15 protein-coding genes are annotated in these 13,955 nt (G+C 71.5%); 14 read left to right on the top strand and 1 reads right to left on the bottom strand.

The window, feature by feature from the left end; genetic code table 11:
- The first annotated feature begins 230 nt into the window (after window positions 1-230).
- The 14 genes from ABZT74_RS05450 to ABZT74_RS05385 all read left to right on the top strand — a co-directional run bounded on the left by ABZT74_RS05450 (window position 231) and on the right by ABZT74_RS05385 (window position 13,248).
- Window positions 231-1,376 (top strand): GAF domain-containing protein, encoded by a 1,146-nt coding sequence (locus tag ABZT74_RS05450; RefSeq protein WP_355869642.1) that lies wholly within the window; start codon window positions 231-233, stop codon window positions 1,374-1,376.
- Window positions 1,377-1,593: 217 nt separating this feature from the next.
- Window positions 1,594-2,943, top strand: coding sequence for a hypothetical protein (locus ABZT74_RS05445; RefSeq protein ID WP_356433472.1), 1,350 nt, complete (start codon window positions 1,594-1,596; stop codon window positions 2,941-2,943).
- A gap of 66 nt (window positions 2,944-3,009) precedes the next feature.
- Window positions 3,010-3,582 (top strand): GNAT family N-acetyltransferase, encoded by a 573-nt coding sequence (locus tag ABZT74_RS05440; RefSeq protein ID WP_356433471.1) that lies wholly within the window; start codon window positions 3,010-3,012, stop codon window positions 3,580-3,582.
- Between the two features lie 145 nt (window positions 3,583-3,727).
- Window positions 3,728-3,811 (top strand): putative leader peptide, encoded by an 84-nt coding sequence (locus tag ABZT74_RS05435; protein ID WP_309486338.1) that lies wholly within the window; start codon window positions 3,728-3,730, stop codon window positions 3,809-3,811.
- A gap of 136 nt (window positions 3,812-3,947) precedes the next feature.
- Entirely contained in the window at window positions 3,948-5,642 is a 1,695-nt protein-coding gene (locus ABZT74_RS05430; RefSeq protein WP_356433470.1) for a nitrite/sulfite reductase, read from the top strand.
- Complete coding sequence (locus ABZT74_RS05425; protein ID WP_081220004.1) at window positions 5,639-5,818, top strand: hypothetical protein; 180 nt, start codon at window positions 5,639-5,641, stop codon at window positions 5,816-5,818. Before ABZT74_RS05430 ends, ABZT74_RS05425 begins: the two co-directional genes overlap by 4 nt.
- Window positions 5,815-6,534, top strand: a complete 720-nt coding sequence (locus ABZT74_RS05420; protein WP_355869199.1) for a phosphoadenylyl-sulfate reductase — start codon at window positions 5,815-5,817, stop codon at window positions 6,532-6,534. Before ABZT74_RS05425 ends, ABZT74_RS05420 begins: the two co-directional genes overlap by 4 nt.
- A gap of 56 nt (window positions 6,535-6,590) precedes the next feature.
- A complete protein-coding gene (gene cysC, locus ABZT74_RS05415; protein WP_355869639.1) occupies window positions 6,591-7,127 on the top strand; it encodes an adenylyl-sulfate kinase in 537 nt (178 codons plus the stop codon).
- A complete protein-coding gene (cysD, locus tag ABZT74_RS05410; RefSeq protein WP_356165204.1) occupies window positions 7,124-8,062 on the top strand; it encodes a sulfate adenylyltransferase subunit CysD in 939 nt (312 codons plus the stop codon). The genes cysC and cysD overlap by 4 nt, the downstream gene beginning before the upstream one ends.
- Before the next feature lie 2 nt (window positions 8,063-8,064).
- Window positions 8,065-9,429, top strand: a complete 1,365-nt coding sequence (locus ABZT74_RS05405) for a GTP-binding protein (RefSeq protein ID WP_355869193.1) — start codon at window positions 8,065-8,067, stop codon at window positions 9,427-9,429.
- Window positions 9,430-9,664: 235 nt separating this feature from the next.
- On the top strand, window positions 9,665-10,774 hold the full coding sequence (locus ABZT74_RS05400; RefSeq protein ID WP_356433643.1) for an aliphatic sulfonate ABC transporter substrate-binding protein: 1,110 nt from the start codon (window positions 9,665-9,667) through the stop codon (window positions 10,772-10,774).
- Between the two features lie 36 nt (window positions 10,775-10,810).
- A complete protein-coding gene (locus ABZT74_RS05395) occupies window positions 10,811-11,599 on the top strand; it encodes an ABC transporter ATP-binding protein (RefSeq protein ID WP_355869190.1) in 789 nt (262 codons plus the stop codon).
- A complete protein-coding gene (locus ABZT74_RS05390; protein ID WP_356433469.1) occupies window positions 11,586-12,494 on the top strand; it encodes an ABC transporter permease in 909 nt (302 codons plus the stop codon). The genes ABZT74_RS05395 and ABZT74_RS05390 overlap by 14 nt, the downstream gene beginning before the upstream one ends.
- 7 nt (window positions 12,495-12,501) lie before the next feature.
- Entirely contained in the window at window positions 12,502-13,248 is a 747-nt protein-coding gene (locus ABZT74_RS05385) for a sirohydrochlorin chelatase (protein WP_356433468.1), read from the top strand.
- A gap of 91 nt (window positions 13,249-13,339) precedes the next feature.
- On the opposite strand, the gene ABZT74_RS05380 is transcribed toward ABZT74_RS05385, so the two are convergent.
- The gene (locus ABZT74_RS05380) at window positions 13,340-13,948 is read right to left on the bottom strand and encodes a TIGR03086 family metal-binding protein (RefSeq protein WP_356433467.1); all 609 of its coding nucleotides are present in this window, start codon (window positions 13,946-13,948) and stop codon (window positions 13,340-13,342) included.
- Window positions 13,949-13,955 lie beyond the last annotated feature (7 nt).

Below are 13,955 nucleotides of genomic sequence, written 5' to 3'. Positions count from 1 at the left end.
GGGCCGGGCCGAGAGCAGGCACGATGTGGGAGGACGGCGGCGTCGTGGCCCGTCCGCGGTCCTCGTTCCGGGAGTGCCCTGTGAAGACCACATCGATCCGTCCCACCCCGTTCGCACCGCTCGACGCGTCCGAAACGTCCGCCCCTCTCCGTGGAGGCTGGGCGGCGCCGGTCAAGGGCGGACGCCCTCTGATCGCTCCACGACCGGTGATCGGCCAGTCGTGGCAGCGGATGAGACGTCTGGGCATCGATCCCGAACAGGGAACGGACAGCGAGCGATTGCAGTCGGACGAACTCGAACACCGGCGGACGTCCACCGTCCTCGCGGATGTGCTGCCGACCCTCAGCGCCGGGCTCGGAGCGGTCGCCGACGCCTCGCTGCAGATCATGGTGGTCGCGGACCCGGAGGGCCGGGTGCTGTGGCGGGAGGGCAACGCGGGCGTGCTGCGCCGCGCCGACTCCGTCTGCCTGGCCGAAGGGGCCGACTGGAGCGAGGACACCACCGGCACCAACGCCATCGGCACCGCCCTGTCGGTGGACGCCCCGGTGCAGGTGCACGCGGCCGAGCACTTCGTCCGCGCCCTGCACGAGTGGACGTGCGCGGCGGCTCCCGTCCACGACCCGCGCGACGGGCGGCTGCTCGGGGTCGTCGACGTGAGCGGCCCGGACACCACCTTCCACCCGGCCACGCTCGCTCTGGTCGACACGGTGTCGCGGCTGGCCGAAAGTGAACTGCGCACCCGGCACCTGACGGCCATCGAACGGTTGCGCGCGGTCGCCGCCCCCCTGCTGTCGCGCCTGTCCGGCCGGGCGATGGTGGTGGACACCCACGGCTGGCTCGCCGCCGTCACCGGGATGCCGCCCGTCGACCGGGTCCCGCTGCCGGACGACTTCGGCGCGGGCCGGACGTGGCTGCCCACGCTCGGGACGTGCGTCGCCGAGCCGATGCCGGGCGGCTGGCTGCTGCGGGTCACCGGGACCGAGGACCACCATGGCGCCGCCCGGATCCTCCTCGACCTCGCCGACCCGCGGCGGCCCTGCGTCACCGTCTCGGGCACGGCGGGCAGTTGGGCCCAGGACCTGAGCCCGCGCCACGCGGAGCTGCTGTACGTCCTCGCCGTGCACCGGCAGGGACGCAGCGCGGCGCAGCTCGCGGTCGACCTGTTCGGCGACCCGACCCGCACGGTCACCGTCCGCGCCGAGCTGTCCCGCGTACGGCGCCGGCTCACGGGGCTCCTCGACCACCGGCCCTACCGCTTCCGCGAGGAGGTGGAGGTGGCGGTCCTGCTGCCCGAGGACCCGCTGGACCTGCTGCCGCACTCGACGGCGCCGGCGGTGCTCGGAGCCCGGTCGGCGGCCGAACCGGGACGGTCCTGAGAGCGCGGTGCGGCGGACGGACGGCGGGGGCGGGCGGCCGTCCGTCCCCCCGCGGTACGGACGAAGGGTATGACCTGAGCGTATTTAGTGAGCGTCTTCCGTGGACTTTGTCCTGGCCCGGGGGTCTCTGTCGTAGCATCCCCTTCACAGGCCACCCCACGCGTCTCTCCGTCAACGCCCTCGGCGGGGGAGGCAGTTGGCCTAGTCGGGAGGACGCATGAAGCAGCGCGGCAGGCATCGTCGTCGCAGAAGGGGTCAGGCGCTGCGCGCCACCCTTGCCGGAACCGCGCTCGCGCTCACCGCGGCGGCCACCCTGATCAGCACCTCCCAGGCCACCGGCGGCAACAGCCCGGGCGGCCTCACCGCACTCCGCACCGGCTCGGCCTCCCAGCAGCTGGGCCTGCACGAGAACCTCACCTCCCGGGAGTCGCTCGACACGCTCAGCGGGAACATGGGCGGCAACGTCGGCGTCGAGGGCGTCCTGGACGACACCGACCATGCCCTGCGCAACACCGCCGACTGCTCCACGCGCGAACGGTCGGCGCTGCCCGTCGAACCGACGGCCACGCGCGCGTACTGCTGGGACCGCGCGGACGCGCGGACCGGGCAGTGGCAGCCGCGCTCCGTGACCACCTCCGGGGACGCCGACGTCACCGGACAGTGGGGCACCCGCCGGGTGATCCTGGCGGGCTGGACCCACCGCGGCGGAGCAACGGCACCGACGGCCCGGAGCGAGGGCTTCGCCAAGGTCGCCTTCGTCGACGCCACCGACCCGGAGGCGCTCCGGTACCGGTGGGTGCTGCTCGTCGCCCCCCGTTCCGGCGGCAAGGACTTCACCGCGGTCCGCTCGGGCCTCGGCGGCATGGTCTGGTACCAGGACAAGCTGATCGTCACCGCGGCGCACGGCGCGGGCCTGCTCGTCTTCGACCTCCACCGGGTGCTGCGCACCGGTGTGGACAGCACCGCCGTGGGCCGGACCGGCTCCGGCTACTCGGCCGCCGGCTACCGGTACGTGATGCCCGCCATCGGCTCGTACGACCCGGAGGGCGGCTCCTGTACGCGGGGCCGCGACCGGGCGGTCCCCTGTTTCGGCTCGCTGTCCCTGGACCGTACGACCGCACCGGCCAGCCTGGTGGCCACGGAGGCCGCCTCCGGCCGCGCGGAGCGGACCCGCGTCTGGCGCTATCCGTTCAGCACCGCCGCCTACCGCACGGGGCTGCTCGCCGACGCCCAGGGACACGTGGACGCGGTCGAGGCCTACTCGACCAAGGGCGCCGGCGTGACCGGCGTCCTCTCGCACCGCTCCGCCGGCGCGAGCGAGGCCCGGTGGTACGTGGGCCGGCCGTCCGACAGCGGCAGCCTGCGCGGTTCGCTGTGGCGGCAGGACGGAGACGGGGCCCAGGCCGCCACCTGTACCGCGGACCAGTCGCACGCCTGCTGGGGTCTCGGCCCCGGGGCCTTCTCCTACTGGCCGCAGACAGGCGAACTGTGGACCCTCACGGACACAGTGGCGCAGCGGGTGCTGTACGCGGTACCGCTGTCGTCGGTCGACAAGTCGGTGGAGTAGCGGGCGGCCCTCGCCCCCTCGGGACACTTTTGGAGGGGCGCCCGCGCTCGTGGTTCCCTGACCGGCATGAGCAACGTCAGCGTGACCACCTGGTCCCTGGAGCAGACGGCACCGACCGACCTGCTCCCCGCGATCGCCCCCGACGGCGACGTCCGCATCGTCCGCGCCGAGGTCCCCTCCCCCGAGTTCAGCCGCTTCCTGTACGCCTCCGTGGGCGGCGACATCCGCTGGACCGACCGGCTGTCCTGGACGTACGCGCAGTGGCAGGAGGCCCTCGACAAGCCGGGCGCCGAGACCTGGGTCGCCTACGACCGGGGGACTCCGGCGGGCTACGTCGAGCTGGGCGCTCAGGACGACGGGGTCGTCGAGATCACCTACTTCGGGCTCATCCCCGCGTTCCGCGGCCGCCGCATCGGCGGGCACCTGCTGTCCTACGGGACGGCGCGCGCCTGGGACCTGGCCGAGCGCCGGCCCGGACTGCCCGAGACGAAGCGCGTCTGGCTGCACACCTGCAGCAAGGACGGCGAGCACGCGATGGACAACTACCTGCGGCGCGGCTTCAAGCTCTTCGACACCAAGGTCGAGGAGGAGCGCGAGGTGGCCACCCCGGGCCCGTGGCCCGGAGCCCACACCGCCTGACCCGCGCCCTTCCCTCACCTCCCCGCGCACGCGCGCGAACCCGGTGCTGTGACCGGCGACACCCTTGTCTCGTCATGCGGGACAAGGGTGTCCACATTCTGGATGATGGTGGACTGGCCCGAGATCCGCGTGACACGCTTCCGTCATGTCTGGAACTGGGATTGCCTTGGTGAGTCGGCGGCACGTCGACCTCGGCCGCATGTCCAGCGCCATCTGTCCGGCGAGCTGATCAGCACAGCAACGCCGACTTCCCTCCCTTTCTGCACTCCCCGCGCAGCCTCGCGCCCATACCTCCGTATGCGCCCGTGCGCGCAGGTCAGAGCCGCAGTCAGACCTGTCCCGCAGTCTCGAAGGACGTAACAGCCATGGCCGCCACCCCGCAGAATCCCGACGCCGCGCCCCGCCGCAAGGTGAGCCGTCACCGCGGCGAGGGTCAGTGGGCCGTGGGTCATCACACCCCCCTCAACGGCAACGAGCAGTTCAAGAAGGACGACGACGGTCTCAACGTGCGGACACGCATTGAGACGATCTACTCCAAGCGGGGCTTCGACTCGATCGACCCCAACGACCTGCGCGGCCGGATGCGCTGGTGGGGTCTCTACACCCAGCGCAAGCCCGGGATCGACGGCGGCAAGACCGCGATCCTGGAGCCGGAGGAGCTGGACGACAAGTACTTCATGCTGCGCGTCCGTATCGACGGCGGGCGGCTGACCACCCAGCAGCTGCGCGTCATCGGCGAGATCTCGCAGGAGTTCGCGCGCGGCACCGCCGACCTCACCGACCGGCAGAACGTGCAGTACCACTGGATCCGCATCGAGGACGTCCCGGAGATCTGGGACCGGCTGGAGGCCGTGGGCCTGTCCACGACCGAGGCCTGCGGTGACACGCCCCGCGTCATCCTCGGTTCGCCCGTCGCCGGCATCGCCGAGGACGAGATCATCGACGGCACCCCGGCGATCGAGGAGATCCACCGCCGGGTCGTCGGCAACCCGGACTTCTCGAACCTGCCCCGCAAGTTCAAGACCGCGATCTCGGGCTCGCCGCTGCTCGACGTGGCACACGAGATCAACGACGTCGCCTTCGTCGGCGTGAACCACCCGGACCACGGCCCCGGTTTCGACCTCTGGGTCGGCGGCGGCCTGTCCACCAACCCGAAGATCGGCCAGCGTCTCGGCGCGTGGATCCCGCTCGACGAGGTCGCGGACGTCCACATCGGCGTCCTGTCGATCTTCCGTGACTACGGCTACCGGCGGCTGCGCACCCGCGCCCGCCTGAAGTTCCTGGTCGCCGACTGGGGTGTGGAGAAGTTCCGCCAGATCCTGGAGGACGACTACCTGGAGCGGAAGCTGGTCGACGGGCCCGCCCCCGCCCAGCCCGTCGCCCGCTGGCGGGACCACGTCGGCGTGCACCGTCAGAACGACGGCCTCTACTACGTCGGATTCGCGCCGCGCGTCGGCCGCGTGGACGGCGCGACCCTGACGAAGATCGCCGAACTGGCCGAGGCGCACGGCTCGGGCCGGCTGCGCACCACGGTCGAGCAGAAGATGATCGTGCTCGACGTGGACGAGACGCGGATCGACTCGCTCGTCGAGGGCCTGGAGGCGCTCGACCTGACGGCCCGTCCCTCCACCTTCCGGCGCGGCACGATGGCCTGCACCGGCATCGAGTACTGCAAGCTCGCGATCGTCGAGACCAAGGCGCGCGGAGCTTCCCTGATCGACGAACTCGAGCGCCGCATCCCCGAGTTCGAAGAGCCCATCACCATCAACATCAACGGCTGCCCGAACGCCTGCGCCCGCATCCAGGTCGCGGACATCGGTCTCAAGGGCCAGCTGGTCCTCGACGAACAGGGCGAGCAGGTCGAGGGCTTCCAGGTGCACCTGGGCGGCGCGCTCGGCCTGGAGGCCGGGTTCGGCCGCAAGGTCCGCGGCCTGAAGGTCACCTCGGACGAGCTGCCGGACTACATCGAGCGGGTCCTCAAGCGCTTCCAGGCGGAGCGCGAGGACGGCGAGCGCTTCGCCGTCTGGGCCTCGCGCGCCTCCGAGGAGGCGCTGTCATGAGCGAGCGAGCAGCGCCGTTCTACTGCCCCTACTGCGGGGACGAGGACCTGCGACCCAGCGAAGAAGGCCACGGCGCGTGGGAATGCGCGGCGTGCAACCGGGCCTTCCAGCTGAAGTTCCTCGGGCTGCTGTCCCGGGGCCTTCGGCAGGACGACCGTGGAGGGGCGGAGATATGACGGCACTTCAGCAAGAGCGCACGGACGAGGACTTGAAGGACCTCGCCGAGCGGGCGGGGCGCGATCTGGAGGACGCCTCGGCCCTGGAGATCCTCCGCTGGGCCGCGGAGACCTTCGGCGGGAAGTTCTGCGTCACCTCCTCGATGGAGGACGCGGTCGTCGCCCATCTGGCCTCCCGCGTGTTCACCGGCGACCACCGCGTCGACGTGGTGTTCCTCGACACCGGGTACCACTTCCCCGAGACCATCGGCACCCGCGACGCGGTCGAGGCCGTGATGGACGTCAACGTCATCACGCTCACCCCGCGCCGCACGGTCGCCGAGCAGGACGCCGAGTTCGGGCCGCGGCTGCATGACCGCGACCCCGACCAGTGCTGCGCGATGCGCAAGGTCCAGCCCCTCGAAGAGGGCCTGACCGCCTACGACGCCTGGGCGACCGGCCTGCGCCGCGACGAGTCCCCGACCCGGGCGAACACCCCGGTCGTCGGCTGGGACGAGAAGCGCCGCAAGGTCAAGATCTCGCCCATCGCCCGCTGGACGCAGGACGACGTCGACGCGTACGTCGCCGAACACGGCGTCCTCACCAACCCCCTGCTGACGGACGGTTACGCCTCCGTCGGCTGCGCGCCCTGCACCCGCCGGGTGCTGGCGGGCGAGGACGCGCGCGCCGGCCGCTGGTCCGGCCGCTCGAAGACCGAGTGCGGGCTGCACGGATGACGCCGACGACGACGGCCGCGACGGCCGCGGACCCCACGATCTCCCAGGAGCAGCAAGTGACGACCGGAGCCACCGTCTGGCTCACGGGTCTGCCGAGTGCCGGCAAGACCACCATCGCCTACGAGCTGGCCGGCCGGCTGCGCGAGGAGGGCCACCGCGTCGAGGTGCTCGACGGCGACGAGGTCCGCGAGTTCCTCTCCGCCGGTCTCGGCTTCTCCCGCGCGGACCGCGACACGAACGTACGGCGGATCGGCTACCTCGCCGAACTGCTGGCACGCAACGGCGTCAAGGCGCTCGTGCCGGTGATCGCGCCGTACGCGGACAGCCGTGAGGCGGTCCGGGGCCGCCATCGGGCCGGGGGCACCGCCTACCTGGAGGTGCACGTGGCGACGCCGGTCGAGGTCTGCTCGGTGCGCGACGTGAAGGGGCTGTACGCCAAGCAGGCCGCGGGCGAGATCTCGGGCCTGACCGGCGTCGACGATCCCTACGAGGAGCCCGAGTCGCCCGATCTGCGCATCGCGTCGCACACCCAGACCGTGCAGGAGTCCGCGGCCGCGCTGCACGCGCTGCTCACCGAGAGGGGTCTCGCATGACGACCGTCGCCAGTGTCACCGGGGACACGGACAGCAGCCCGTACGCGCTGTCGCACCTGGACGCCCTGGAGTCCGAGGCCGTACACATCTTCCGCGAGGTCGCGGGCGAGTTCGAGCGGCCGGTGATCCTCTTCTCCGGCGGCAAGGACTCCATCGTCATGCTGCACCTCGCGCTGAAGGCGTTCGCGCCCGCCGCGATCCCCTTCACGCTGCTGCACGTGGACACCGGGCACAACTTCCCCGAGGTCCTCGCCTACCGCGACCGCGCGGTGCAGGAGCACGGGCTGCGGCTGCACGTCGCCTCCGTGCAGGACTACATCGACCGCGGTGTGCTGCGCGAGCGGCCCGACGGCATCCGCAACCCGCTGCAGACCCTCCCCCTCACCGAGAGGATCCAGGCCGAGCGCTTCGACGCCGTCTTCGGCGGCGGACGCCGCGACGAGGAGAAGGCCCGGGCCAAGGAGCGGGTGTTCTCGCTGCGCGACGAGTTCTCCCAGTGGGACCCCCGCCGCCAGCGCCCCGAGCTGTGGCAGCTGTACAACGGGCGGCACGCGCCCGGCGAGCACGTCCGCGTCTTCCCGCTGTCCAACTGGACGGAGCTGGACGTCTGGCAGTACATCGCCCGCGAGGGCATCGAACTGCCCGAGATCTACTTCGCGCACGAGCGGGACGTCTTCCAGCGGGCCAACATGTGGCTGACCGCCGGCGAGTGGGGCGGTCCGAAGGACGGCGAGACGGTGGAGAAGCGGCTCGTCCGCTACCGCACCGTCGGCGACATGTCCTGTACCGGCGCCGTCGACTCCGAGGCGACCACGCTGGACGCCGTCATCGCCGAGATCGCCGCCTCCCGCCTCACCGAGCGCGGCGCCACCCGCGCCGACGACAAGGTGTCCGAGGCCGCGATGGAAGACCGCAAGCGCGAGGGGTACTTCTAGACATGACCAGCACCACCGAACCCACCGAACCCCTGTCGGTCGAGCAGTTGTCGGCGACCACGCTGCTGCGCTTCGCGACCGCCGGTTCCGTCGACGACGGCAAGTCCACCCTCGTCGGGCGGCTGCTGCACGACTCCAAGTCGATCCTCACGGACCAGCTGGAGGCCGTGGAGCGCGTCTCGGCCGGCCGCGGCCAGGACACCCCGGACCTCGCCCTGCTCACCGACGGCCTGCGCGCCGAGCGCGAACAGGGCATCACCATCGACGTCGCGTACCGCTACTTCGCGACCGCGCGGCGCCGGTTCATCCTCGCCGACACCCCCGGGCACGTGCAGTACACCCGGAACATGGTCACCGGCGCCTCCACCGCGGACCTGGCCGTCGTCCTCGTCGACGCCCGCAACGGCGTCATCGAGCAGACCCGCCGGCACGCCGCCGTCGCCGCCCTGCTCCGCGTTCCGCACGTGGTCCTCGCGGTGAACAAGATGGACCTGGTCGCGTACGAGGAGACCGTGTTCGCGGCGATCGCCGAGGAGTTCACGGCGTACGCCTCCGAGCTGGGCGTCCCCGAGATCACCGCGATCCCCATCTCGGCACTGGCCGGCGACAACGTCGTGGAACCCTCCGCGAACATGGACTGGTACGGCGGTCCGACGGTGCTGGAGCACCTGGAGACCGTGCCGGTCAGCCACGACCTGGCGCACTGCCACGCGCGGCTGCCCGTGCAGTACGTGATCCGCCCGCAGACCGCCGAGCACCCCGACTACCGGGGGTACGCGGGCCAGATCGCCGCCGGTACGTTCCGCGTCGGCGAAAGCGTCACCGTGCTGCCGTCCGGCCGCACCTCGAAGGTGGCCGGCATCGACCTGCTGGGCACCCCGGTCGACGTCGCCTGGACCCCGCAGTCGGTGACCCTCCTGCTGGAGGACGACATCGACATCTCCCGCGGTGACCTGCTCGTGCCGAGCAAGGACGCGCCGCCGACCACGCAGGACGTCGAGGCGACGGTCTGCCACGTGGCGGACGCGCCGCTCACCGTCGGCCACCGGGTCCTGCTCAAGCACGGCACCCGCACGGTCAAGGCGATCGTCAAGGACATCCCGTCCCGGCTGACCCTGGACGACCTCTCGCTGCACCCCCACCCGGGCCGGCTGGTCGCCAACGACATCGGCCGCGTCAAGATCCGCACCGCCGAACCGCTCCCGCTCGACGCGTACGCCGACTCCCGGCGCACCGGCGCGTTCATCCTGATCGACCCGGCCGACGGGACGACACTGACCGCGGGCATGGTCGGCGAGTCGTTCGCCGCGCCGCAGCCGGTCAGCGAGGATGCCGCCGACGCCGAAGACGCCGGTTGGGACTTCTGACATGAACCCCATCGACTACTGGTCCACGTTCGCGAAGGAGGGCGGCCGCGTCGGCAGCGGCGCCCTCGGCAGCGGGCAGGGCGGAGTCGCGCGATGTGCGTGATGACGTACGCGCACCGCCTGCGCGCCCCGTCCCCCCACAGCCTGCGAAGACGAAGACCTGCCGACCTCCCGGCCACGACCTGAGAAGGGCGTGACCGCCGGGCCAACGAGAGGAACGCCTCCCGTGCCTGCCATCCGCTCCCACCGCTCCGCCCTGCTGCGCCGCGGCCTCGCCGTCGCCACCGCGCTCCCCCTGCTCGCCCTCGCGGCGTGCAGCTACGGCTCCGAGGCCAAGGACGACACCAAGGCGAAGGTCGCCGCCGGTTCGAAGAAGATCGACGGACTCGACTCCGTGAAGATCGGCTACTTCGGCAACCTGACGCACGCCACCGCGCTGGTGGGCAACCAGAAGGGCTTCTTCCAGAAGGAGCTCGGCGCCACCTCGGCGAAGTACCAGATCTTCAACGCCGGCCCCTCCGAGATCGAGGCCCTCAACTCGGGTTCCATCGACATCGGCTGGATCGGCCCCTCACCGTCGATCAACGGCTTCACCAAGTCCCAGGGCAAGAGCCTGCGCATCATCGGCGGTTCGGCTTCGGGCGGCGTCAAGCTCGTCGTCAACCCCAAGAAGATCACGTCCCTGAAGGACGTCAAGGGCAAGAAGATCGCGACGCCGCAGCTCGGCAACACCCAGGACGTCGCGTTCCTCAACTGGGCGGCGGAGCAGGGCTGGAAGGTCGACGCGCAGAGCGGCAAGGGTGACGTCTCGGTCGTCCGCACCGACAACAAGATCACCCCGGACGCCTACAAGTCCGGTTCCATCGACGGCGCCTGGGTGCCGGAGCCGACCGCGTCCAAGCTGGTCGCCGAGGGTGGCAAGGTGCTGCTCGACGAGTCGGACCTGTGGCCCGACAAGAAGTTCGTGATCACGAACATCATCGTGTCGCAGAAGTTCCTCAAGGAGCACCCGAAGGTCGTCGAGGCGGTCCTCAAGGGCTCGGTCGAGACCAACAAGTGGATCACCGCCAACCCGGACGAGGCCAAGGCGTCGGCGAACAAGCAGTTGGAGACGGACTCGGGCAAGGCCCTGCCGGCCGACGTCCTCGACCCGGCCTGGAAGTCCATCCAGATCACCAACGACCCGCTGGCCTCCACCCTGACCACCGAGGCGGACCACGCGGTGAAGGCCGGTCTCCTGGAGAAGCCCGACCTGCAGGGCATCTACGACCTCACGCTCCTGAACAAGGTCCTCAAGGACGCGGGCGAGAGCCCGGTCGCGGACGCCGGTCTCGGCGTCAAGTAAGCCCGGATCCCGAAGAGTTCCCAGGAGGTGACGATCATGGCCACGACCCTCGCCAAGGCCGCGGACGGCGTCGGCACGACGGAGTACGCCGCCCGCATCGAGCACGTCTCGAAGTCCTTCGCCGGACCTGCGGGGCCCCAGCTCGTCCTGGACGACATCACCCTCGATGTCGCTCCGGGCGAGTTCGTCACCCTCCTGGGGGCCTCGGGGTGCGGTAAGTCCACCCTGCTGAACCTGGTGGCGGGGCTCGACAAGCCCTCCGCCGGCGACATCACGACCCATGGGCGACCGGCTCTGATGTTCCAGGAGCACGCCCTGTTCCCGTGGCTCACCGCGGGCAAGAACATCGAACTCGCCCTGCGTCTGCGGGGAGTTCCGAAGGCCGAGCGGCGCGACAGGGCCGAGGAACTGCTCGGACTCGTCCGGCTGCAGGGCGCGTACGGCAAGCGGGTGCACGAGCTGTCCGGCGGTATGCGCCAGCGTGTGGCGCTGGCGCGGGCGCTCGCGCAGGACAGCCAGATCCTGCTGATGGACGAGCCGTTCGCGGCGCTGGACGCCATCACCCGGGACGTGCTGCACGACGAGCTGACCCGGATCTGGCGCGAGACGGGCGTGTCCGTCCTGTTCGTCACGCACAACGTGCGCGAGGCGGTGCGGCTCGCGCAGCGCGTCGTGCTGCTGTCCTCCCGCCCCGGGCGCGTGGCCCGCGAGTGGACGGTCGACATCCCGCAGCCGCGCCGCATCGAGGACGCCCCCGTGGCGGAACTGTCCATCGAGATCACCGAAGAACTGCGTGGGGAGATCCGCCGCCATGGCCAGCACTGAGACCAAGGCCGACGCCGCCGTCGAGGAGAAGGAGAACGACGGGCTGGGCGGTCTGGAGGCGGGACTCGACGCGCTGGAGTCCTCCGTCACCCGCCGGAGGTCCTTCGGTACGACGTTCCGTCAGAAGGTGCTGCCGCCGCTCGTCGCCGCCGCGGTGGTGCTGGTGGCCTGGCAGGCCCTGATCACCTTCAAGATCGTCGACGACCCGACCAAGCTGCCCTCGCCGTCCGACGTGTGGGGCGAGGTGCAGGACGCCTGGCTCAAGGGCACACTGCTCGACTACATCTGGACCAGCGTCTCGCGCGGTCTGCTCGGCTTCCTGTTCGCCCTGGTGATCGGGACCCCGCTGGGCCTGGTGGTGGCCCGGGTGAAGTTCGTGCGCGCCGCGATCGGCCCGATCCTGTCCGGCCTCCAGTCGCTCCCGTCGGTGGCCTGGGTGCCGCCGGCCGTCATCTGGCTGGGCCTGAACAACTCGATGATGTACGCGGTGATCCTGCTCGGCGCGGTCCCGTCGATCGCCAACGGTCTGGTGTCGGGCGTGGACCAGGTGCCGCCGCTGTTCCTGCGGGCGGGCCGCACGATGGGTGCTACGGGCCTGCGCGGCACCTGGCACGTCGTGATGCCGGCCGCGCTGCCGGGCTATCTCGCCGGTCTGAAGCAGGGCTGGGCCTTCTCCTGGCGTTCGCTGATGGCCGCGGAGATCATCGCCTCCTCCCCCGACCTCGGCGTGGGCCTCGGCCAGTTGCTGGAGAACGGCCGCAACGCCAGTTCCATGTCGATGGTCTTCCTCGCCATCTTCCTCATCCTGTTCGTGGGCATCGCCATCGACCTGCTGATCTTCAGTCCGGTGGAGCGGTGGGTGCTGCGCAACCGCGGACTCCTGGTGAAGGGCTGACACCGTCATGAGCAGGCCCGAGCGTCCCGTCCTCGTCGTCATCGCCCACGGCAGCCGCGATCCGCGGCATGCCGCGACGGTGCACGCCCTGGTGCGGCGGGTGCGCGCGGCGCGCCCGGGCCTGCGCGTGGAGACCGGCTTCCTCGACTTCAACGTCCCTTCGGTGCAAGGGGTGTTGGCGTCCCTGGACGCGGAGGGGGTGCGGGACGTGGTGGCGCTGCCGCTGCTGCTGACGCGCGCCTTCCACGCCAAGTCCGACATCCCCGCGGTGCTGCGCGAGGCGCCGTCCAGGATGCGGGTGCGCCAGGCCGAGGTGCTCGGCCCGTCGCCGCTGCTGACGGCGGCGCTCGAACGCCGGCTGTACGAGGCCGGGCTGACGCCCGCCGACAAGTCCTCGACCGGGGTCGTACTGGCCTCGGCGGGGTCCACCGACCCGGAGGCGATCGCGGTGATCGCAGCAATCGCGCGGGAGTGGCGGCACACCGGTTGGTGCGCCGTGCGGCCCGCGTTCGCCTCCGCATCTCTGCCGCGCACCGAGGACGCGGTGCGCAAACTGCGGGCGCTGGGCTGCGAACGCGTGGCCGTCGCCCCGTACGTACTGGCCCCCGGTTTCCTCCCGGACCGCATCGCGCGGGGCGCGGAGGGGGCGGATGTCCTCGCCGACGTCCTCGGTCCCGCGCCGGAGGTGGCCCGGGTCCTGCTGGACCGCTACGACGAGGCCCGGATGCCCGCCCTGGCGGCGCTCGGCGCCTGATCCGGCGTCCCGTCGCGTCGTCGGTGCTTCGTCCGCGGCACCGCGAGGCACCGGACGGGCTATCCCGACGCCCGCGGCGACAGGCTCCGGTTCACACCGCCGAGAGGCGCGGGTCTCGGCCGCTGTGGGCGAGGGCCCGGTCGAAGACGGGCGCGTCGTCGGGCACGTCCACGGGGTCGGCGAAGCCGTCGTAGCGGCGGTAGATCTCGGCGTGGGTGTCGACCACGTCGAGAACGAAGCGGGCGGCCTCGTCCGAGATGCGGAACGGCTGTCCGGTGGCGGCGGCCACGTCCCAGCCGTGCACGGCCATCTCCTTGACGATCATCGAGGCGATGTCCACGGCGGGCAGGCTCGCCGTGCCGAGGCCGATCTCGCCCTCCCACACGACGGGATCGTCCCAGGCGGCGACCGCGCGGTCGAGCTGCTCGGCGTAGGCCTCGGCCCAGCCGGGGTCGGCGGTGAAGTCGCGCGCGGTCAGTTCGTCGGGGAGCGGTGTGCGCAGGGCCCGGTGTTCCAGGCCGTGCGCCGTGTAGAGGACCCAGTGGTCGACCAGGGTGCGCACGTCCCAGTCCGCGCAGTGCGAGGGCTCCGACAGCTGCGCCGCGGTGACGCCGCGGGCCAGGCGGGCGGCCTCGGCGGCGCATTCGACCATGTGCGGGTGCACGTTCCTGTACGCGTCGTTCGTCTTCGTGTCGTTCATGGCTACC

This window comes from Streptomyces sp. NPDC005302 (assembly GCF_040607345.1).
Classification (GTDB): domain Bacteria; phylum Actinomycetota; class Actinomycetes; order Streptomycetales; family Streptomycetaceae; genus Streptomyces.
The sequence above is the reverse complement of the archived record's forward strand: the minus strand, read 5'-3'. Positions and strand labels throughout refer to the sequence as shown.